Genomic DNA, 20,051 nt, shown 5'->3' with positions numbered 1-20,051 from the left:
CTATGACCGCAAGTGGCCGCACCCGAGTCAATGTCCGACGCCTTACCCCGACTGAATGGCCGCGCGCGTTTCCCGTCATTGTCCAGTTGCGCGCACTGGATGAGGCGGAGTTCCTGCAACGGGCACGCCGCCAGGCGCACACCGGTTATGAACTCGTCGGCGCATTTGAAGGGGACGTGCTGATCGGCGTCATGGGCATGCGGCCGGTTCATACGCTCGCACGCGGTGCTCACTTGCATATCGACGACCTGGTCGTCGACGCCAGCGTACGAGGCAGCGGCGCCGGCCGCGCGTTGATGGACTATGCCGAAGCCGATGCACAGGCACGCGAAATGACGGCCGTGTTTCTCGACGCGCATCCGGATGCGGTTCCGTTCTATGAGCGGCAGAACTTTGCGCTGCATCTCGCACCGTCGATGAGAAAGCTTATTTCGCGGTAGTTGCCGCCCTGATCTCGTCTAACGCCATTGCCAAACAAATAAAATGAAATTGACGTTCGAACAGAAGTCGACGCTGCCACTCAGCGCACTCGACGTGTGGCGCCGCGTGACGACACCGGCAGGCATCAACGACGAATTGTTCCCCTGGTTGCGCATGACCACGCCGTTCGCATTGCGTGGCAAGACGATCGAGCAGTTACCGCGCGGTCAGTACCTTGGCCGAAGCTGGTTGCTCGCGTTCGGTTGGCTCCCGGTGGACTTCGACGACCTGACGCTAGCCGAAGTGGACGTCGAACCGGACTACCGGTTCAAGGAAACGTCGCGCATGCTGGGTATCCGCACATGGGTACATGAACGGACTGTTCGCGACGCAAGCGGAGGGTGCGAGGTGCATGACCGCTTGACCTTCGAATTGCGTTGGCCCGGCGCAAAAATACCGATGTGGCAGCGCGGCATGCTCGGCATGCTCAAGTTTCTGTTCCGACATCGCCATGCGCGGCTCGTTCGTTGGGCTACGAAATAAGGCGTTTCGTCTCCTCTCCAAGACGTTCTAACCACGACCTCTCACATGCAAAACGCTCGCGCGTTCTTTGACGAACTCAATAAGCACTATCTGCAACTGCTGCGCACGGAAGGCGAACTCTACTGGGCCACTCACACCGGTCAGAGCGACGAGCACGAGGCACTGGGCGCGGCCTCGCTGAGCCGCAAGATGTTCTCTGCCGACGCGGAGCGTCTCGCCCACTGTCGCGAGTATCTGGCGATGCTGGACACCGCCGAATCCTCGCCTGAACGCGATGCACTCGTCAGCGGTTTGCGTGGGTGGGTTGCCCTATTCGAGGTCAATGCGATCGGCACTGATCGCGCCGCTGCGTTGCTGACCGGGTTGGTCGAACGGGACGTCGATCTATACGCGCGACGCCAGGCGTACACCATGAACCATATCGGAGCCAAAGGCCATCGCGAGAACGCTTCGCCAGCGGCGCTCAGGAGCAATCTGGCCTCCAACCCGGACGAGTCCGCGCGTCAAAGTTCTCACGAAGCGCTGCACGGACTCGAGCGCTGGGTGGTGGAGAGCGGCTTCGTCGAGATTGTCGGCAAGCGCAACGAATTGGCGCGAGAGCTGGGCTACCGCAATTTCTTCGAGTATCGCTTGCAGACCAACAGCGGTATGACGCCCGAGCAGTTGTTCGAGATCTTCGACGGCTTCGAAGCCAGTACTCGCGACGCGCATCAACAATCGTTGCATCGTCTGGTGTCGGAGCACGGCGAGCAGGCATTGCTTCCGCGCAATCTGACGTACCTGATGCAGGGCGGTGCGTCACAGCGGCATGAAGCCTACTTTCCATTTGGGAAAGCACTGGAGCGTTGGGCCGAATCGTTTCGCCGCATGGGTGTGTCGTATCGCGGTGCCAGGTTAGAGATAGATCTGCTGGACCGGCAAGGCAAATTCCCGACCGGCTTTTGCATTGCCCCCACACCCGGCTATCACGACGACACCGACGGCTGGACGCCGGCCGACGTTCGCTTCACGTCGACGGCGCGGCCGCAACAGGCGGGCGCCGGTTTGCAGGGGCTCAACGTGCTGTTCCACGAGGCCGGTCATGCCGCGCATTACGCCAACGTCACGCGGAATTCGCCGTGTTTTTCGCAGGAATTCGCACCGAGCTCGCCGGCTTTGCTCGAAGCACAGGCCAAGTTCTTCGACGCATTGCCCGCCGATCCCTGCTGGATGAGACGCTACGCCATGGACGCGGCAGGCAAGCCGATGCCGGAAGAAGCGATTCGCGCACGCGTCGACACTCGCCAGGCTTTTCTGGCCTATATGGAACGGCGTGATCTGGTTCCAACCTATTTCGAATGGGCGCTGTACAACATGGACGACGCGCAGCGCACGCCGGACTCGGTGCTCGAACTTGCCCGTTCGGTGACGAAGCGCATTCTCGGCGTTGCGGGGCATACCAACTACGTGCTGGCCACGCCTCATCCGATCTATCACGACATCGCCGTTTATTACCACGGCTATCTGCTGGCAAAGATGGCCGCGGCGCAAACGCGCGCTTATCTGACCCGCTCGTTGGGCTATCTCGTCGACAATCCGGCAGTCGGGCCGCTGCTTGCTGAACATTATTGGGCGCCCGGCAATAGCGCGACGCTCGATCAGACGCTATTCGCGTTGACGGGGGAGACGTTGAATTCAAGCTATCTCGCCGCGGACTGCAATCGTTCCGCCGACGACGCGTGGCAATTAGCGCAAGAAGTTTGCAAGCGAAGCGAGCAGGTCGCGCCGTCCTCGCAGCAAGGCGATCTCGATGCGTCGATCTCGATCGTTCACGGCGCGCAGCGGATAGCGAGCAATGACGAATCGCTATCCGCGCTGTATGCGGAGTTTGAAGCGTGGGCCGCGCGGTTGGGGAGCGCGGCTTAGTTTTGACAAGGCTTTCGACTCTCGAAAGCCTTGTCGCGGAGAGTAATACGTTGTGGCGGCAAGCGGGTCAGCGTAGCCGCGACCGTGGCACGTCGACCTCTCCGCTGACAACCACGCACTACCAGCGCCCGATCATTTGGCATTGATATACCAAAGCGCATCGGTAGACGGAGCGGGCTTGGCCTTCGCCGCCGGCACAGACGACGGCGCGCTCGGCGGTTCCGTCGCTGCTTGCAGCGGCACCGCCTGCGCCGTGTTCGCCTGCGGCTTGCTCGTCGTCGGACTGCCGACGTACCAGAGCGCGTCCGTCGATGCCGCACGGGCCGTTTTCTGATCGCGGCTAGTCGGCGTAGAAAGCGGGCTTGACGCCGAGGTTGGCGCTGCAGTCGGCACCGCATCGCGGCTCGCAACACTGGCCGTCGACTGCGCCGCGCCAGGCGTACGCGACGCGCGCGCCTCGAACGTTCCGCTCTGGAAAATCAGCGTCTGCTCCGGGCGCGCGATCACGGCATACGGGAATTGCAGATCCCAGCGCAGCAGCACGCGCCCGTTCGGCGTCTCCGCGAAAATGGCCGGAATGTGCTTCATATCGACGAACTGGACGAACACCTTCGAGCCATCGTCGAATACCTGCATGGGCTTTGCCTGATCCGCGCCGGTGACGGTCCAGCCGAAGTTGTACGCCGCCGAGGCCGCAATCGTGGAACTCGCGCCGGTTACGCCGGTTGCGCCATTCGCGGCGGTAGCCGTGCCGGCCGGCGCGGCGGCGCGGGGACGGCCGCTCTGCACGGGCGTGATTTCGAGGCTCGTGAACGGGCTGTAAGTCTGCGGCGGCGTAAAGGAAGGCGGGAGAATAGGCATGGATGAATCCGGCGAAGCGGAGATGGATTGAACCGCATCATAGACCTTGCGCGCATAGCTCAGGCGCTTATCGGGCGACGCCGCGTTGTAGGCCCCGACGGCGTTCCAGTTCGGCCCGAACTGGCGAATGTTCTCCGACAGAATCCACGCGCCCACATAAGCGTTGGTGCAAGGATCGAACAGGCTTTGTTCGCTAATGCCCTCGCGCGCCAGCACCGGCAGCCATGAACTGTTGATTTGCATCAGTCCGATATCGGTCGTGCCATTGCTGTTGGTATTGATGCGATTCGGCTGCATGCCCGACTCGACCTGCGCAATACCGCGCATCAAACTCACGTTGACGTGTTGAAACGCCGCGGCGTCGTCGATGCAATCGGCTAGCGCTGTGCCATGCATAAAGCATAGTGTAGAGATGAATGCAGCGGTCTGGAGCAGCGCATTGACGTTCGGGTAGTGCTTCTGGAGCTGCATGATGAATTGGAATTGATTTTGCAGGCCGCTCGTAGTCGAACGCGGCGTTGGCCAGGAGGCGTCATCTTACCTTTTGCGACCGGCGCGGCTTGCTCGCAGTGTGCCGAACGCCGTGAAGATACGCTCGATGTACGGGTTCTTATGTGTAAGCGGCCCGCCGTTGCGCTCGTAATGCGTGAGCATTGTCGCATTCGCCTCGAAGACGAACACGCGGCCATCGGGCAGCAAGGTGAAATCGACGCCGCCGTAATCCAGATCGAGTCGTTGACCAATCGCCGCGATGGCGTCCCATGCACGGTCCCCGAGCGCGGCGCGCGCGTCGTCGAGAAAGCGGCGTTCTTCGTCGAGTTTCCACGCGTGCCGTTCCATATCGGCCGAGAAGTAATGGACCATCCAGTCCAGCGAAATCGCGAGGTGATAAGGAAACGGCTGACGGTCGACGAAAATTGCCCGGTATTTGCGGTAGTGACCATCCGCCGACTGATAGTCGGTGAAGCCGGTCAGATAGTGCGGACCGGTCAGCGCGTCGGGGCGAGCTTCGAGCGCGGCGAGCGAGTCGCAGCGCAGCACGCCTTCGCCGCCATGTGTTGCGGTCGGACGCACCAGTAACGGAAACGACAGCGTGCCTTCGGTGAGGCGTTGTTCGAGTTCGTCGCGCGACGCGGGTGGTGTGTCGTGTCGCACGCAGGGCGCGACGGCGACATCGTCGAGACCGGCTAGCAAAGCGCCGAGTTGGTGACGAAACGTCTTCGCGACGCTCGAAGGCGGATTGAGCAGCGGACGCTCGCAGTGTCTGGCGAAGCGTTCAAGTCGCGCTGCAAGCGGTGCCGCGACATCGGCGTCGCCGATCGCATTGAAAACGAGATCGTACGGTGGAAGCTGCGCGTCTTCTTCTTCGCCCGCGTGGTCGATCGCGTATTTGATCCGGCAACACACGGTGGTGGGAAACAGCGCGTCGAACGGTATGTTGCCGATGCCGCTGCCCACGCAAAGTATCAACACGTTCAGCGCCGGCGACCCCACGCGTTCGACGTACACGCGCTGCAACGCATACGCGCGCTCGCGGCATGCGTCCGCTTCGGCGAGTTCGCCGGCGTTCGTGTGGATCGCGGCGAGGTTCAGATACGCGATCGCGACGTTCGGATCCAGCGCCAGCACGAGCCGATACCAATGCGCGGCGCGCTCGTCGTCACCTTTCATCATGTAACCCGTCGCGACGTCGCAGAGCGTCGCGGTCGTCGCGTCCGGCTGATTGGCCGCGTAGGCGTCGAGCGTTTGAGCCGCGATCAGATGCGCGAGCGCGCCGAGTTCATCGCCCTCCGCACGCAACGCGTCGGCCATCGTGCGATGCAAGGCCGCGTCGCGCGGCGTGGCGGCGAGGGCGCTGTCGAGCGTCGTTCGCGGGGCGTGGTGGGCGTTGCGTGTGATGTGATCCGGGGCCGTGGGCATGCCGTGTGTTCCTTTCACGCGTTATCGCGCGTTCGCTGAATCCGTCGCTCTTCGCATGGACTGCGCGACGATCGCGTGAGTGTAGCGGGAACGGTCGAGGCGGCGCAGACGTTTAGCCATGCGCGGCTATAGCCGCGCGATCGGCTTGTCAGGAACCTTACGTTCGCGCTGGCGGAAGCAGGAAGTAGAAAGCGGCCGCCCGCGAGCGCCTCTTTTACGACGTGACAAACGCCGGTTCAGTGTCTGCATCGCACCGCACGAAACGATGTTCCAGGCGAACGCGCAACACGTCTTGAAGTGTCAGCAGGTGCTCGCGCAATACCCTGGCCTGTTGCTCGCTGATGTCGTCGAGCGTGATCTTCTGTTCGAGGATTTTGCCGCGCTTGACGACCGCCCAATGATTGACGGGCGCGTGCTTGCTCTTGAGATGCGCGGCGGCCTGAGCGACGACGTCGAGATTGACGTCGGAGACGAGATGGAGAGTGTGGGTCAGTCGAAAACCGGGCAGACAGTGCGACCAGTTGTCTTCCGTTTTCAATGCGGGTGACGAGGAGAGATCCCGTTTCATAGCGACTCCGGATGAAGATTAAATTCGAACCGGTGCAAGCTATGCCGCTCCCGCTTCGTTGCCGACTATCGGCCGCATCGCCTTGAGGCAACCACCTTGCCCGGGTAGGCAGGTTGGCGTTTGTACCGTTTGGTACTAACTCTGGATGCAGGGATAAGTCTAGCAGATTGCCGGGTGACTGTGAAAGGGACCGCACCGTATGCGTCAACGCACTCGCTTGTCGCGTTGCACTTTGCCGAAATGGACTGCCATGTAGGTTCCAATCGCAAGGGCGCCCACGAGGCCCGCTAACGCGTCCACGCCGATCTCCGCCATGTTCGTATGGCGAGCCGCGATCAACACGCCGACGGCGAGGTTGGCGAAGCCCCAAACGACATTGACGATAGGCGAAGAATCGCCGACACCTCTAGGCTTGGCAAACGGCGTAGGAAACGGAAAGCCTTGTAATCCGGAAGCCAGGTGGGGAATGCAATTGCACAAAAGCGCCCCGGCGAGAAACGACCAAACCTGCTGCATGTGATCACCTTGAACGTGGTGGGGAGAAATCGGGTTGAGCCATTGATCGATATTTTGCGAGGGAATCCTCGCAAAATATAGTAGAGGACACCCTCGCATATGTCAAACGACAAGCCCGTGCAAAAATGCAGACTGATAGAAATAGCCTAATTTCAACGGAAATTCTCGCAACCCACATCATGCTAATATGCGAGGAATTCCTATCAAATCCTCGCATATCGGTCCCTCAGCATGATCTCGCCTAAGCCTGCCCCAGACGCCGCCCGCGCTTCGGAACCCAAACGGGAAAGGGGGCGTCTGCGCGTCGCCGCGATCCTGGAAGCCGGGGTCGCCGTGTTCACCGAAAAAGGTTACGACGCCGCCACGATGACCGAGATCGCGGCGCGCTCCGGGACCGCGATCGGCTCGCTTTATCGATTCTTCCCCTCCAAGGAATCGCTCGCCGACGCGCTACTGTTGCGTTACGCGCTTCACGTCCAGGATGGACTGGCCGACATGGCCCGCCAGGTTCCCGACATGACGCTCGAGGGCGTGGCCGACGCGTTTGTTGACTTCATGCTGGTGCTTCAGTCGCAACGCAGTTTTGCGGTGGCTCTCGTGGATGCGCGTGGCGGCAGCGCCGACGAACGTACGCGGTTTCGCGTCGCGATGCGTGGCGGGATCGCGGATATCCTGAGCGAGGCGATACCCGGTCTGAGTGCCGCCAAGGCGAAAGTCATGGCGGTCGTGCTGCTCCACATGCTCAAGAGCGTGGTGATTACGGCCAACGAAGAACCGGCCATGCGGGCCCTGCTACTCGCTGAAATTCGCGACCTCGTGCGTACGTATCTCGGGTCTGCTGCGGGGAAAAAAAACGAATAGCGCGGGGCGTCCTGCCGGTTTCTATCAAGCGCCGGTTTCTATCAGGCACTACGCCGCGCCGTTTTTTTCGCCGGCCGGGTTTTTATGTCACGGGACGTGTCGCGCGCCACGGTGTCGATGCATCGCGCGAGATGGCCGGTCGCGATCTCAATCTCTTCGTCACTGAAGCCGCCCAGGCCCAGGATCAGCCCCGTGGGCCCGTTGCCGCCCGCATACATGGGGGACACCGCCCGCACGGCAACGCCGCTTTCGGCGGCTAGCGACGCGACCCGTTTGTCGTCGACGCCGCCACCCAGCCACAGCACCATATGCATTCCCTGATCGGACGGCTGTAGCCACGCAACGTCGCTGGGCAACACGCGTTCGATCGTCTCGATGATTCGCGCGCGGCGGTCTGCATACACACCACGAATGCGCCGGATATGACGGTCCAGATGACCCTCCGCGATAAATGCCGCGAGCACATGCTGATCGGCATTCGGCGGATGGCGATCCATCAGCACGCGTGCGCCGTAGAACGCCTCGACCAGGTTCTTCGGCACCACGGCGTAACCCAGCCGCAACGACGGAAACAGGATCTTGCTAAACGTGCCGAGGTAAATCACCCGATTCGGGTCGAGCCCCTGGAGCGACGGAAACGGATGTCCCGCGTAACGCAACTCGCTGTCGTAATCGTCCTCGACGATCCACGCATGATTCGCGCGGGCCCAGGCCAGTAACGCGCTGCGCCTGGCCATACTCATCGGCATGCCGAGCGGGTACTGATGCGACGACGTGACGAATGCCGCTCGCGCGTGCGGGTCGAGTTCGATACCGGCATCGACGTTCATCCCTTCGGCGTCGACCGGCACGCGGATCATGCGCTCAGGACGGCCGGTGCTTTCAAGAATCGCGGTGATGCCCCGGTACGCGGGGTCTTCCACCCACGCCGAGTCGTCGGTATCCAGCAGCACCTGGCAAGACAGATAAAGGCCTTGTTGCGTGCCGCTCGTGATGATCACCTCGTCGGCCTCGCAGCGGACCGAGCGCGATTTCCTCACGTAATCGGCGATGGCTTCGCGAAGCACGCGCGCGCCTTGCGGATCGCCGTAACCTGCGGGAGCGCCAGGCCCGCGAGCCCGCAGACGGTTGCCGAGCCGGCGCCAGATATCGTCCGGCGCGGCGGGGCCGACCGGCACTGAAACCGCGAAGGGCGCCGCCGGCACGACCGAAAATTGACGCGCCACCTGAGTGAACAGGCGGGCACGTTCCGTGAGCGGCGCGGGCTCGACGAAGGAAACGCGCTCGCTTGCATTAGCAGCAGGCGCCAGCGCTTGCGCGACGCGCGTGCCGGCTCTCGGTTGCGATGTCAGAAAACCCTCGGCGATCAACTGATCGAACGCCTCGATCACGGTGCCGCGCGCGACGTGCAGCGACGTGGCGAGCGCCCGCGTGGACGGCAGCAGTTCGCCGGGCTTGAGGTCGCCCCGATTGACGGCATGGCGCAGCGCCTGCGCGAGCTGGCGGCCGAGTTGCCCGGCGCTCCGATCCAGCGTGCCGATCGACGGAAGCTCGACGGTTTTAGGCTTTCTGGCCATTGGCGTTCTTTCTGGTTCAAGGAAATTGCTTGAAACTGGCTCTACCAAACAATCCAGCTTACCGCGAAAATTTCCTGAACAACGCAAAACCCTTTCGCCCCGAACGGAGCCTTCATGTACATCCCCAGTCAATTCAACGAACCGCGCGCCGAGGTGCTGCATGCACTGATCGCGGAGCACCCATTTGGCACACTGTTTTCGCACGGCAAGAGCGGCATGGACGCAAATCACCTGCCATTCGAACTGAACGCCGATGAAAAAACGCACGGCGTCCTCAAAGCGCACGTGGCCCGTGCCAATCCACTCTGGCAGGAGTTAAGCAATGGCGACGACGTGCTCGTGGTGTTTCGCGCGGGCGATGCCTATATTTCCCCATCGTGGTATCCGAGCAAGCACGAGTTTCACAAGCAGGTGCCGACGTGGAATTACCGCGTGGTGCACGCGCACGGCCGCATCACGATCCACGACGATGAGCGCTACGTGCGCGGACTGGTCGCTCGCCTGACGCGCGTTCATGAGGCGTCGCAGCCGAGTCCGTGGAAAATGACGGATAGCGCGAGCGACTATATCGATGCGATGCTGAAGGCGATTGTCGGCATCGAGATCGAGATTACGCAACTGGTCGGCAAGATCAAGCTGGGCCAGAATAAAGACGCACGGGATATCCACGGTGCGGGCGCGGCGCTTAGTGAGCAGGGCGAGCATGCGATCGGCGATGCCATGCTGGCCTATGCCGCGAGAAAAGCGGAGTAAGAGGGTGGCGGCTTTCGGCGGGATGTTGATTTGGTTTCGACGTCAGTAGAAACTATCGGCTGGTGAAACACGCGGACATCAAGGCCAGGTTCCCCAGGTCTTTATCGACCGCTCAAAGGATAATCAATGCCTTTCGAATTGAGTCAAAGCCTGTTCGAAATAGAAGGCCATCGCGCCATTGAACTGGTTCCGGCCGACCTACCCGCCGTTCAAACGTTTCTGGAGAGCAACCCCGGGTATTTTTTATCGGCGGAAGGTTGTCCGCCGGTCGCGACGCAAGCCGAGGAAGAGTTGGCGAGCGAACTGCCGGAAGGATGGGCATTCAGTCGCAAGCACGCGATTGGTTTCATCGACTCGAACCACGCGTTGCGTGCGTTCGCCACGATCGTTTCGGATCTGTTTGCCGACGGCGTATGGCATATCGGCTTGTTCATCCTGGCTACCGACGGGCACGGCCGGGGAGAAGCACGCCTCTTGTACCAGGGACTTGAAGCCTGGCTGAAAGCGTCCGGCGCGAAGTGGTTGCGTCTCGGCGTGATAGCCGGCAACGCGCGGGCCGAACGTTTCTGGGAGCGGAACGGTTTCGTTGAAAGCCGCCGGCGGCACGGTGTTGCAATGAGGCATGCCACGCATACCATACGGGTCATGATCAAACCGCTGGGTAAGGCTGGCTTGAGCGAATACAGAACGCTCGTGAGCCGCGATTGTCCCGACGCGCCGTAGTGATCCGTCAACGCAGGCACAACGCCTCTGTCATCAAAGTTCGACTAGCATGAAGCCGTCGCCGCGCCGTCCTTGCAATTCAACTTTCGTCGTGGCTTGACGTCCGCTCGCAGCGTAACGAAGACCAAAGGAACGCCTTATGTCCCGCTTCGCAAGCCACCTTCGCGCCACGATTTCCGCTTTCGCTCTCGTCACGCTCGCAACCCTCGCCATGCTCGGCGCCGACAACGCGCAAAGCTGCACCCGAGTGCTCTATACCGGCGACGAAGGCCTCGTGATCACGGGCCGGTCGATGGACTGGTCCGAAGACATGCGCTCCAACTTGTGGGTTTTTCCTGCCGGCATTGAGCGCGACGGCGCGGCCGGCCCGCGCTCGCCGCACTGGACGTCGAAATACGGCAGCGTGGTGGTGTCTGGGTACGAGATCGGCAGCGTCGACGGAATGAACGAACGCGGGCTCGTGGCGAATGCGCTGTATCTGTCCGAGACCGATTACGGCAAGCCGGACGCGAAACGCGCGCCCTTATCGATCAGTCTCTGGGCGCAATACGCGCTCGACAATTTCGCCACCGTCGCGCAGGCGCTGGACGTGCTGAGCCGCGAGCCGTTTCAGATCATTGCGCCGCCGTTGCCGAACGGCAAACCGCTGACGATCCATCTTTCGTTATCCGACGCGCAGGGCGATTCGGCGATCCTTGAATACCTCGACGGCAAACTGGTGATTCATCACGGCAAGGCGTTCAAGATCATGACGAATTCGCCGATCTACAGCGAACAGCTCGCGCTCGATACCTACTGGAAAGGCGTGGGCGGTCTGACGTTTCTGCCGGGCACAAATCGCGCGGCCGACCGTTTCGTGCGGGCGTCGTTTCTACTCGACGCAATTCCGAAACAACTCGATCCGAACTACATTGCCGGCGTGCCGAACCGGTCGTATGCGTATCAGGCCGTGGCCGGCGTGATGAGTGTGATGCGATCCGTCAGCGTGCCGCTAGGCATTTCGACGCCGGACCAGCCGAACCTGTCGTCGACGATCTGGCGCACCGTGTCCGACCAGAAGAACCTCGTCTACTACTTCGATTCGTCGACGCGGCCGGACACGTTCTGGGTGTCGCTGCACAATCTGAATCTGAAACCGGGCGCGCCCGTGATGAAGCTGACTATCGACGCCGGGCAGGTTTTCTCCGGTGAAGTTTCGGGATCGTTCGTCGCGACGCCGTCGTTCAGATTCATGCCGGCGCCGTGAAACTACACCTGGCGGCGCGAGCCAGGTGCGCCACATACGCCACGCACGTAATCTCTAGCGCTTCAACGCAGCCGGCCGGATCGACCACTGCGTCGGCGTGAACTGCGTCTGAAACCGCGACAGGAACGACTGCCCGAGCAAGCCGTCCACGCCATTTCCCAACGACGACGCCGCCGGGCCGTCCACGGTCAGTTCGACACGTTCAGCCTCGGCTCGCCCCACCTTGATCGACGACGCCGAGCTCAACAGCGCTTGCCGCTGCCCGTTCACCGTCGTCATCTGGATCGGGCGGGCGGTGTCGAGCGGCACCTGGGCGCGGCGCGCGAAGTTGCGCGTCAACAGCACATACGTTGCGCCGGTATCGACGATAAACGTGCCGCTCACTCCGTTCACGAGCGCCTTGACGAGAATCGTCGTGCCGGCCTTGCGTGCGAATGTGTCGTTGCCGGCAGCGTACGAAGACTGGCAGGACTGATGCGCCGCATACGCCGCGATCTGCTGGTTCACCTGCGGGAAGTTCGCATGACTCGGCTCGGAAGTCGTCCATATGCGGATCACGCTGATCGCTTCGCAATAGCGTCCGGCTTTTGCCTGCATGTCCGCGGCCCGCATGAACAGGTCGCCGTTGACTGTCGACAGATCAGGCACGAGCGCGATGGCCTGCATGTAGTCCGCGAGCGCTTTTTCATAGTCTTGCGCGCCTTCATGCGCGCGGCCGCGCGTGAAGTAGAACTGCGGATTGATGTTGTCGGTCCGCACAAGACGGTCGGCGATTGCGGCGGCGGCGCGGTAATCGCTCACGGCAATGAGGTCTTGCGCCGCGGCATCGAGAAAGCCGTCCGCGCGGCCACATTGGTCCACGAATTGGGTCAGTGCGTTGGCCGCTTCGCGCCGGTAGCCGGTGCTTTGGAGTCGTGCGCCCAACACGCCCATGGCGTCCTGATTGCACGATTCCCGCGCTAGCTGCGAGAGCGCACGCGACGTTTCCGGCGTGGTCAGATCGCTCGCCGCCACGGAGCCGAGGTGATAGTGATCGACGGCGGGTTTGATCTCGTCTGGAATGGAAGGGCCGCAACCGGCTATCAGCGCAGCCAGTCCGCTGACGCAGAGGCGCAGTGCGGCGCGGCTCGCAACGCTTCGCTTTAATCCCAAAGCTAAAACTGAATTCGATTCTACGGATGCGTGATCGGTGTTATTTATCATTCTGGGCAAACCGTGATTTTCCGCGACGGCGAATTGTAATCATGCGGCAGCGATTTAAGGAAGCGATTCAGCATGAACTGAAGGATAATTTCTACTCTAAATCCAGCACACGCGAAAACAATGAAACTCCATCGCATGCTTTGCTTTGGCCGTTATGAAGGAACCGGCAACGCGGCTATCGTGGTCGAGCATTCGGCTTTGGCGGAGGCCGAGCGCCTGGCGTTCGCCCGGGAACAGAACGCAGCGGCGACGGTGTTCGTCGAAACCAATGCGGCCGGCGAGACGCAACTGGACTATTTCTATCCGCACATGCGCAGCCCGCTTTGTCTGCATGCAACGCTCGCGGCCAGCGCGGTGTTCTTCGAGCGCAATCCGGCTATTCAGCGAACCCGGTTCGTGACCAGCCTGCGTAAGCAGGTACTTGATGTCACGCATCTCGACCCGAGCCTCTTCGTCGACGTGAATCCGCAGCGTTGCCCGCCGCTGAGTGTCGACGTCGCCGACGCGGCGCGCCTGCTTCAGACCGATCCGGCTAATCTGATCGGCTTGCCGAGGCTCGCGTCGGTGGGCAGCGTCAAGCTGTTGGTGGCAGTAAGCGATCAATCCGTGCTCGACGCATTGCAGCCCGATCTCCCGGCTATCGTCAGTTGGGGACGGGAGCAGGGCGTGTCGGGCTTATACGTGTATTGCCGTCTGCATGACGAGGTCTACGCGGGCCGCAATTTCAATCATCTCGAACCCCACGCGGAAGACGCGGCGACGGGTGTGGCGGCCGGTGCGCTGGCATCTTTACTCGAGCGAAACATCACCTTGCTGCAGGGCGACGCACGTGGCCAACCCTGTACGCTGCAGGCTCGCTACAGGAATGGCATGGTGCAGGTGGGCGGTCGGGCGGAGCGAAGCGAGGTTTGACGGACTAAAAGCCGCCCGCTCCGTTTTGATCAGACCAAAACGCGTTCGCTGATCGATGCCCACGCCCGCCAAGGTTCTCCAGAACGAGCCGCCAATCCCCACCATTGGTCGGATTCTCTGGATGATCTATCCAGGAAACGAGGCCTGATCTATCGACGTCAGGCGATTAGACTCGAACTCCCTACCAATCACAGATGGAGAACCCCATGGCTGACCATTCAATCAAAGGGAAGGTCGTTCTGATCGCCGGTGGCGCGAAAAATCTCGGCGGCCTGATCGCGCGGGATCTGGCCCGGCAAGGCGCCGCCGCGGTGGCGATTCACTACAACAGCGCGTCGAGCAAAGCCGCGGCCGATGAAACCGTGGCCGCCATCGAAGCAGCCGGCGCGCGAGCGGCCGCGTTTCAGGCCGATCTGACCCACGCGAGCGCCGTCGAAAAGCTATTCGCCGACACGATCGCGGCGGTGGGCAAACCCGACATCGCGATCAATACCGTCGGCAAAGTACTCAAGAAGCCTTTCGTGGAAATCACCGAGGCGGAATACGACGAGATGAGCGCGGTCAACGCGAAATCCGCGTTCTTCTTTCTGAAAGAGGCGGGCAAGAACGTCAACGATCATGGCAAGGTGGTGACGCTCGTCACGTCGTTGCTCGGAGCGTACACGCCATTTTATGCCGCCTACGAAGGCACCAAGGCGCCGGTCGAACATTTCACGCGGGCAGCGTCGAAGGAATTCGGGCAGCGCGGCATTTCGGTCAATGCGATTGGACCGGGTCCGATGGACACGCCGTTCTTCTATCCCGCCGAAGGCGAAGAGGCGGTGGCGTATCACAAGACCGCCGCGGCGCTGTCGTCGTTCTCCAAAACCGGTCTGACGGATATTGAAGACGTGATCCCGTTCATTCGTCACCTGGTTAGCGACGGATGGTGGATCACCGGTCAAACCATTCTGATCAACGGTGGCTACACCACGAAGTAAGCCCGGCATGCCGGCGCCGTGGCTGCTCTGGCTAGCCGCGGCGGTTCGCTGCGCCATTGAAGGAAGCACTGATGGATAAACTCGACCAGCTTCGTATCTTCGTCCAGGTCGCGGACATGGGGAGTTTCATCAAGGCCGCTAACGCGCTGGATCTGCCGCGCGCGTCGGTGTCGGCGGCGGTGCAGGAGCTCGAATCGAGCCTCGCGACGCGGCTTCTCCATCGCACCACGCGGCGCGTGCAGCTCACCGCCGACGGCATTCAATTGCTCGATCGCGTACGGCCCTTGCTGGGCGATGTGGAAGACATCTACTCGCTGTTTCAGACGCGCCAGAAAGAAGTGTCCGGCCGCTTGAGCGTCGACGTTCCCAGCCGGATCGCCCGCCGTTTGATTGCCCCCGCGTTGCCCGGTTTCCTGCGACGTTATCCGCGTTTGCAATTGGGACTGGGATCGACCGATCGCGCAATCGACCTCGTTCATGAAGGCGTGGATTGCGTCGTTCGGGCGGGCAATCTCAACGACAGCAGTCTCGTGGTGCATCCGTTAGGCCATTTCGCCGTGATCAATTGCGCGAGCCCCGGTTATCTCCGCGCGAAAGGCGCACCGGGCCTGCCGGACGAACTCGCGCAAGGGCATGAAATGGTGGGCTATGCGTCGCCGACCACCGCGCGGGAACAGCCTTGGGAATTCCTGGTTGAAGGCGAACTCCGTAGCGTTGCCGTGGCTTCGCAAGTCGTCGTTAACAATGCCGAAAGTTATATTGCGTGCTGTCTCGCGGGAGTCGGGCTGATTCAGATTCCGCGCTTCGATGTGCAGCACTTGCTGGATCGTGGCGAACTGGTTGAAGTGATGCCTGACTTTCGCGCGGCGGCCATGCCCGTTTCGTTGTTGTATCCGCACCGGCGTCAACGGTCGCGGCGGCTGAATGCATTTATCGAATGGTTCGAGGCGTTGATTCGGCCGCAGCTCGAAGCGCACACGTAGCGCGCCCGGAATCCGGGCGCGCTACGCTCGTGAAGCGTAATAAGGTAATTCGTTTTAATTTCATTTAATCTAGGATATTCACGCGTACTCGGCGACATGAATGCGGAGTGTTCAACTCATCCGGTAAAAGAACACGAAAAGACCGATAGCGATAATCGCCCAGACGGCCGTCTCCGCCATAAATGCGAATCTGCTTTTCTGGATTCTGCGCTTTCGCCATGAACCCATCGCTTCAAAAAAAACGCCTGCCAGCAGGAATGCGATCAGATTCACCGCCACTTCGGTGCCTGTCAGCTTGCCGGCTTCGTGATATTGAAGCGCCAGATTGATCAGTAGCAAGGGAATAGAAAACATCAAACTGCGTTTGAAAAATGCGGCGCTCATTACGTGATCCATTTTTATTTGTCACAATAATCGATTATAAATTATTAGTTCTGGCGGTCAAGAGGGCCGAATGAACGATCCTTTCAATGTCGCGTCGCTGTAGGCGAATTGTCGGGTATAACTGAATGATGCATAACAGCTAAAGTTTCTCCTGGAATATGCCGAAAGCATGAATTAGGTATTCTGACTTTACGGATCATTCCTATGACGATTAAGTTGAAGCTTCGGCTGCTCATGCTGGTCACGCTGCTTGCCATCGGTTTCGGCACCGTGGTGACGTCGATCGGATTTAGTTCGGTCAGCAATGCGCAAGCTGCCTCGCATCGGCTGGAGAAACAGGCGCGGGGTCTCGCGGAGATCAAGGGCAGCGCGCTGTCCACCATCGAACTCGATCCAACTACCGACGACACCAAAAAAGTATTTACGGATGCCGAACGAAATGTCAGCAAGTGGTCGGGCGTCATCCTGCCGCTGTTCGAATCGCCCGAGCAACAGGATCGATTCAGCAAGGTGATCGCGGCGTGGACCTCGTACGATCAGAAGTCGCGTCAACTGATCGACCTGGCCGCTCACGATTCCAAGGCGGCGAACGACCAGGTGACCGCGCTCTATCACTCCGACTTCCAGCCGCTTCAGGCGTCGATCGAACAGATCATCGACGAGGCGAACAAGCAGGCCGAACAACGCGATGCGGCCGCTACCCTCACCAGCACGAATGCGGTCCGCACGGTGGTCGCGGTGATGGTGCTGGTACTGGCGCTGGTGGTCGGCTGGATCATGGTGCTGTCGCGTTCGATTCAGCGGGCGCTGCTCGGCATTCAGGGCACGCTGCAGCAGGCGAGCGAATCGCTCGATATGACGCTGCGCGCGCCGGTTCACGGCAGGGATGAAATCGGCCAGACGGCGAGCGCATTCAACCAGTTGATGGACCGTATCAAAGGCGTCATGACGGAAGTGCGGGATTCGGTCGCGTCGGTCAGCACCGCGTCGAAGGAAATCGCTGCCGGCAATACCGATCTGTCCTCGCGCACGGAACAGCAGGCGGCCTCGTTGCAGGAAACCGCGGCGAGTATGGAAGAGTTGACCGGCACAGTGCGGCAGAACGCGGAGAACGCGCGTCAGGCGAGCGGTCTGGCGGCGAACGCTTCCAACATTGCGGGCCACGGCAGTCAGGTCGTCACGAACGTGGTCGGCACGATGACCGAGATCAGCCAGAGCTCGTCGAAGATCGCGGACATCATCGGCATCATCGACGGCATCGCGTTTCAGACCAATATTCTCGCGTTGAACGCCGCGGTCGAAGCGGCGCGCGCCGGCGAACAGGGCCGGGGTTTCGCGGTCGTGGCCGGTGAAGTGCGCACGCTGGCGCAGCGTTCGGCATCCGCCGCGAAGGAGATCAAGGACCTGATCCATGCGTCCACGACGCATGTGAGCGTGGGCACTGAACTGGTGGGGCAGGCTGGGGCGACCATGCGCGACATCATCGCCGCCGTGACGCGTGTGACCGACATCATGGGCGAGATTGCCGCGGCGTCGGATGAACAGAGCAAGGGTATCGACCAGGTCGGTCAGGCTGTGACGCAGATGGACGAGGTGACGCAGCAGAACGCGGCGCTCGTGGAGCAGGCGGCGGCCGCGGCGCAATCGCTGGACGATCAGGCGGCCAAGCTGCACTCGGCGGTGACGGTTTTCCGGTTATAGCGCGATCGAAGCAATACGCTGGTAGGTCAGCAATGTATAGGGAGTGGGTCCGTCCACACGGGCTCTCTCGATGCAATCGAAGTCCGCCGCCGGAAGCTCTGGAAATAGCGTGTCGCCCGGTGGCGTCAGATCGATCTCGGTGAGATGGATCGTGTCCGCGTACGGCAAAAACAGGCGGTAGATCTTCTCGCCGCCTGCGATGAACACTTCGTCTCGCTTGTCGTTCGCGATGTGGTCGGCGGCTTCCTGAAAAGAACGGCAAGTCGTCACGTTTTCAGCGGCAACAACAGGTTGAGTGCCGATAACCAGTACATCGCGATTGGGAAGCGGCCGGCCAATCGATTCATACGTGAGGCGACCCATCACGACGAGATGCCCTTCCGTGAGTTGGCGAAAGCGGCGTTGCTCGCCGGGTACTTTCCACGGAATGTCGTTCGCCGCGCCGATTACGCGGTTGGTGGCCATGGCGGCCACCATGGAAATTCGTTTGCCGTTCAACATGGTTGTCTCGCTCGAATCAACGCTCTTTCACAGGCCGCGTCTCCCAGAACAACACCGCCTCGATCGCGACAAATGCAGCGAGCGGCACGACGGCCCCAATCGTCCCCGCGATCTCGTGCCCAAACCGGCTCACGACATAAAGCAGCACGATCATACTGATCGCCATGCCCGGCGCGCCGAGCCCGCGCAGCGCCGCGCTGCGATGATAGCCGAGCCAGAACGCGGCTCGTGCGACGATCCAGAGCACGGTTGTCGCCACGACCGCGCGCATGGACGAGCCGTCGGCAGAGTAGGCGGCCAGTCCGAACAACGCAGCGGCAAACACGACGATCTGCTCCAGCGTGTTTTGCAGGTATCGTTGATTGACACGTAACCGGCGCGTCTCGAAGCCTATTAGTGGATCGAACGCGGGCGACGTCAATCGCTCGTGCGCGACGGCCTCGATGCCCGTCACCAGGCAGAACAGTACGGCGGCGCAGCAGCATTTGAGCGTCAGCAGCATCCGTGCGCCGAGGCTGTCCATGCCAGGCAGTGGCGACACCCCCAGATCGATGCCGAGCCAGAGCCCCGAGGCAAACAGCGAGGCGACCGCGATGCCCGCCATGCCGACAAGGCGCTGCCGCCGAAAGTCGGGCGCGGGAGGGGCAGGGACGCTCATGGGTTTTCCTCCTGGCGATGGTTGCGGTGGCATCGGCATGGATATCGGCCGTGCCCGGCGCGTTGGTCTGTTGCGACGTAGTGTAATGCGCGGCTAACCGAAATCCCTTCGATAGAGAAAGACGGCTTGCGCGCCGTCAGGTGCGGCGACCGGCCAGGTTGCTATTCCCGACGATAGCGGGCAATGTACGCAGTCGACCAGCTAGTCCCTCTACTTCAGGCTTCTCAACAGAAGAAGCCGGCCAATCCGCGAGGTTCATGACATGGACGACCCTTCTGCCCACGGCAACGCTCGCGCCCAGATCCGGCCGCACGATGCGATTGCCGAATTCACGCGGGTTATCTGGCTCCTGCGCCACATTCTGGCCATGCTGCTGGCGCTGTTCTTCTTTCTGTCGATCGCCATGTACTACCTTGGCGGGACCGTCGGCGCGACGTCGAGAGCGCCGTCGTCGATCGGTGAGACCTTTTACTTTTGCGCGGTCACGGCGCTGACCATCGGCTACGGCGACGTCGTCCCGACCTCCGCGCTGGGGCGAATCATCGCCGTCCTGCTCGGACTGCTCGGCGTGTTGCTGACCGGCGTGGTGACCGCTTGCGCGGTTTACGCGATCCAGTTCGCCGCGCAACGGGCCGGCCTGCTACATCGCCAAACGCGAGCCGCGGATAGTGATCGCTAAGCCGCCATGGAAGTTAGCCGCTGTGTGCGGCGCCGCTCCTGCCTCTGCAAAATTCCGACGTAAACAATACAAACCCGCCACAATAGCTGCCAAAATACGACCGCCGCTCAAGAACGGCAGCGCGATGCCGATACTGCGTGAAGCGTGTCCTCGGATC

At 61.2% G+C, this 20,051-nt stretch carries 21 protein-coding genes and 1 riboswitch; of the genes, 12 read left to right on the top strand and 9 right to left on the bottom strand.

What is annotated here, in order from left to right:
- The first annotated feature begins 2 nt into the window (after positions 1–2).
- From HWY05_RS21170 to HWY05_RS21160, 3 genes are read left to right on the top strand one after another with little or no spacing between them, the layout of a single operon-like run.
- Entirely contained in the window at positions 3–440 is a 438-nt protein-coding gene (locus HWY05_RS21170) for a GNAT family N-acetyltransferase (protein WP_176059486.1), read from the top strand.
- Between the two features lie 43 nt (positions 441–483).
- A complete protein-coding gene (locus HWY05_RS21165) occupies positions 484–963 on the top strand; it encodes a hypothetical protein (RefSeq protein ID WP_176059485.1) in 480 nt (159 codons plus the stop codon).
- Positions 964–1,008: 45 nt separating this feature from the next.
- Entirely contained in the window at positions 1,009–2,868 is a 1,860-nt protein-coding gene (locus tag HWY05_RS21160; RefSeq protein WP_176059484.1) for a M3 family metallopeptidase, read from the top strand.
- 132 nt (positions 2,869–3,000) lie between these two features.
- Here the strand turns inward: HWY05_RS21160 and HWY05_RS21155 are convergent, their stop codons facing one another.
- The 4 genes from HWY05_RS21155 to HWY05_RS21140 form a co-directional block, all read right to left on the bottom strand.
- The gene (locus tag HWY05_RS21155) at positions 3,001–4,125 is read right to left on the bottom strand and encodes a transglycosylase SLT domain-containing protein (RefSeq protein WP_244146672.1); all 1,125 of its coding nucleotides are present in this window, start codon (positions 4,123–4,125) and stop codon (positions 3,001–3,003) included.
- Between the two features lie 141 nt (positions 4,126–4,266).
- Complete coding sequence (locus tag HWY05_RS21150; protein WP_176059482.1) at positions 4,267–5,649, bottom strand: hypothetical protein; 1,383 nt, start codon at positions 5,647–5,649, stop codon at positions 4,267–4,269.
- Positions 5,650–5,863: 214 nt separating this feature from the next.
- On the bottom strand, positions 5,864–6,217 hold the full coding sequence (locus tag HWY05_RS21145) for a hypothetical protein (RefSeq protein ID WP_176059481.1): 354 nt from the start codon (positions 6,215–6,217) through the stop codon (positions 5,864–5,866).
- Positions 6,218–6,261: 44 nt separating this feature from the next.
- Positions 6,262–6,371, bottom strand: a riboswitch (SAM-I-IV-variant riboswitch).
- Between the two features lie 50 nt (positions 6,372–6,421).
- Positions 6,422–6,733: a hypothetical protein gene (locus HWY05_RS21140; protein WP_035555611.1), complete on the bottom strand. Its 312-nt coding sequence runs from the start codon at positions 6,731–6,733 to the stop codon at positions 6,422–6,424.
- A 231-nt stretch (positions 6,734–6,964) separates the two neighbouring features.
- On the opposite strand from HWY05_RS21140, the gene HWY05_RS21135 reads away from it, so the two are divergent.
- Positions 6,965–7,594, top strand: a complete 630-nt coding sequence (locus tag HWY05_RS21135) for a TetR/AcrR family transcriptional regulator (protein WP_035555614.1) — start codon at positions 6,965–6,967, stop codon at positions 7,592–7,594.
- Positions 7,595–7,635: 41 nt separating this feature from the next.
- Here HWY05_RS21135 and HWY05_RS21130 read toward each other — a convergent pair whose 3' ends face one another.
- Complete coding sequence (locus HWY05_RS21130; RefSeq protein ID WP_176059480.1) at positions 7,636–9,171, bottom strand: PLP-dependent aminotransferase family protein; 1,536 nt, start codon at positions 9,169–9,171, stop codon at positions 7,636–7,638.
- Positions 9,172–9,285: 114 nt separating this feature from the next.
- Between HWY05_RS21130 and HWY05_RS21125 the strand changes: the two genes are divergently transcribed.
- The 3 genes from HWY05_RS21125 (at position 9,286) to HWY05_RS21115 (ending at position 11,893) form a co-directional block, all read left to right on the top strand.
- A complete protein-coding gene (locus HWY05_RS21125) occupies positions 9,286–9,924 on the top strand; it encodes an FMN-binding negative transcriptional regulator (RefSeq protein WP_176059479.1) in 639 nt (212 codons plus the stop codon).
- Between the two features lie 126 nt (positions 9,925–10,050).
- Complete coding sequence (locus HWY05_RS21120) at positions 10,051–10,647, top strand: GNAT family N-acetyltransferase (RefSeq protein ID WP_035555621.1); 597 nt, start codon at positions 10,051–10,053, stop codon at positions 10,645–10,647.
- Positions 10,648–10,858: 211 nt separating this feature from the next.
- Entirely contained in the window at positions 10,859–11,893 is a 1,035-nt protein-coding gene (locus HWY05_RS21115; protein WP_244146671.1) for a linear amide C-N hydrolase, read from the top strand.
- 54 nt (positions 11,894–11,947) lie between these two features.
- On the opposite strand, the gene HWY05_RS21110 is transcribed toward HWY05_RS21115, so the two are convergent.
- Positions 11,948–13,045, bottom strand: a complete 1,098-nt coding sequence (locus HWY05_RS21110) for a retroviral-like aspartic protease family protein (RefSeq protein ID WP_176059477.1) — start codon at positions 13,043–13,045, stop codon at positions 11,948–11,950.
- A 171-nt stretch (positions 13,046–13,216) separates the two neighbouring features.
- Here HWY05_RS21110 and HWY05_RS21105 point away from each other — a divergent pair, with 171 nt between their 5' ends.
- From HWY05_RS21105 to HWY05_RS21095, 3 genes are all read left to right on the top strand, one after another.
- Complete coding sequence (locus tag HWY05_RS21105; RefSeq protein ID WP_176059476.1) at positions 13,217–14,008, top strand: PhzF family phenazine biosynthesis protein; 792 nt, start codon at positions 13,217–13,219, stop codon at positions 14,006–14,008.
- Positions 14,009–14,214: 206 nt separating this feature from the next.
- Positions 14,215–14,988: an SDR family oxidoreductase gene (locus HWY05_RS21100; protein WP_035555628.1), complete on the top strand. Its 774-nt coding sequence runs from the start codon at positions 14,215–14,217 to the stop codon at positions 14,986–14,988.
- Between the two features lie 71 nt (positions 14,989–15,059).
- Complete coding sequence (locus tag HWY05_RS21095) at positions 15,060–15,971, top strand: LysR family transcriptional regulator (RefSeq protein WP_176059475.1); 912 nt, start codon at positions 15,060–15,062, stop codon at positions 15,969–15,971.
- A 111-nt stretch (positions 15,972–16,082) separates the two neighbouring features.
- Here the strand turns inward: HWY05_RS21095 and HWY05_RS21090 are convergent, their stop codons facing one another.
- Positions 16,083–16,355 (bottom strand): hypothetical protein, encoded by a 273-nt coding sequence (locus HWY05_RS21090; protein WP_176059474.1) that lies wholly within the window; start codon positions 16,353–16,355, stop codon positions 16,083–16,085.
- Between the two features lie 204 nt (positions 16,356–16,559).
- Here HWY05_RS21090 and HWY05_RS21085 point away from each other — a divergent pair, with 204 nt between their 5' ends.
- Positions 16,560–18,056, top strand: a complete 1,497-nt coding sequence (locus HWY05_RS21085; protein ID WP_176059473.1) for a methyl-accepting chemotaxis protein — start codon at positions 16,560–16,562, stop codon at positions 18,054–18,056.
- On the opposite strand, the gene HWY05_RS21080 is transcribed toward HWY05_RS21085, so the two are convergent.
- Both HWY05_RS21080 and HWY05_RS21075 read right to left on the bottom strand, forming a co-directional pair.
- Positions 18,051–18,557: a dihydrofolate reductase gene (locus HWY05_RS21080; RefSeq protein ID WP_035555639.1), complete on the bottom strand. Its 507-nt coding sequence runs from the start codon at positions 18,555–18,557 to the stop codon at positions 18,051–18,053. The two genes, HWY05_RS21085 and HWY05_RS21080, sit on opposite strands and share 6 nt — an antisense overlap.
- Positions 18,558–18,573: 16 nt before the next feature.
- Positions 18,574–19,215, bottom strand: coding sequence for an MAPEG family protein (locus HWY05_RS21075; protein ID WP_176059472.1), 642 nt, complete (start codon positions 19,213–19,215; stop codon positions 18,574–18,576).
- 262 nt (positions 19,216–19,477) lie between these two features.
- Between HWY05_RS21075 and HWY05_RS21070 the strand changes: the two genes are divergently transcribed.
- Entirely contained in the window at positions 19,478–19,894 is a 417-nt protein-coding gene (locus HWY05_RS21070; RefSeq protein ID WP_051980677.1) for a potassium channel family protein, read from the top strand.
- Positions 19,895–20,051: the final 157 nt, after the last annotated feature.

The sequence above is a fragment of the Paraburkholderia sp. BCC1876 genome (genome assembly GCF_902833695.1).
Classification (GTDB): Bacteria; Pseudomonadota; Gammaproteobacteria; order Burkholderiales; family Burkholderiaceae; genus Paraburkholderia.
This window is presented reverse-complemented; position numbering and strand designations above follow the sequence as displayed.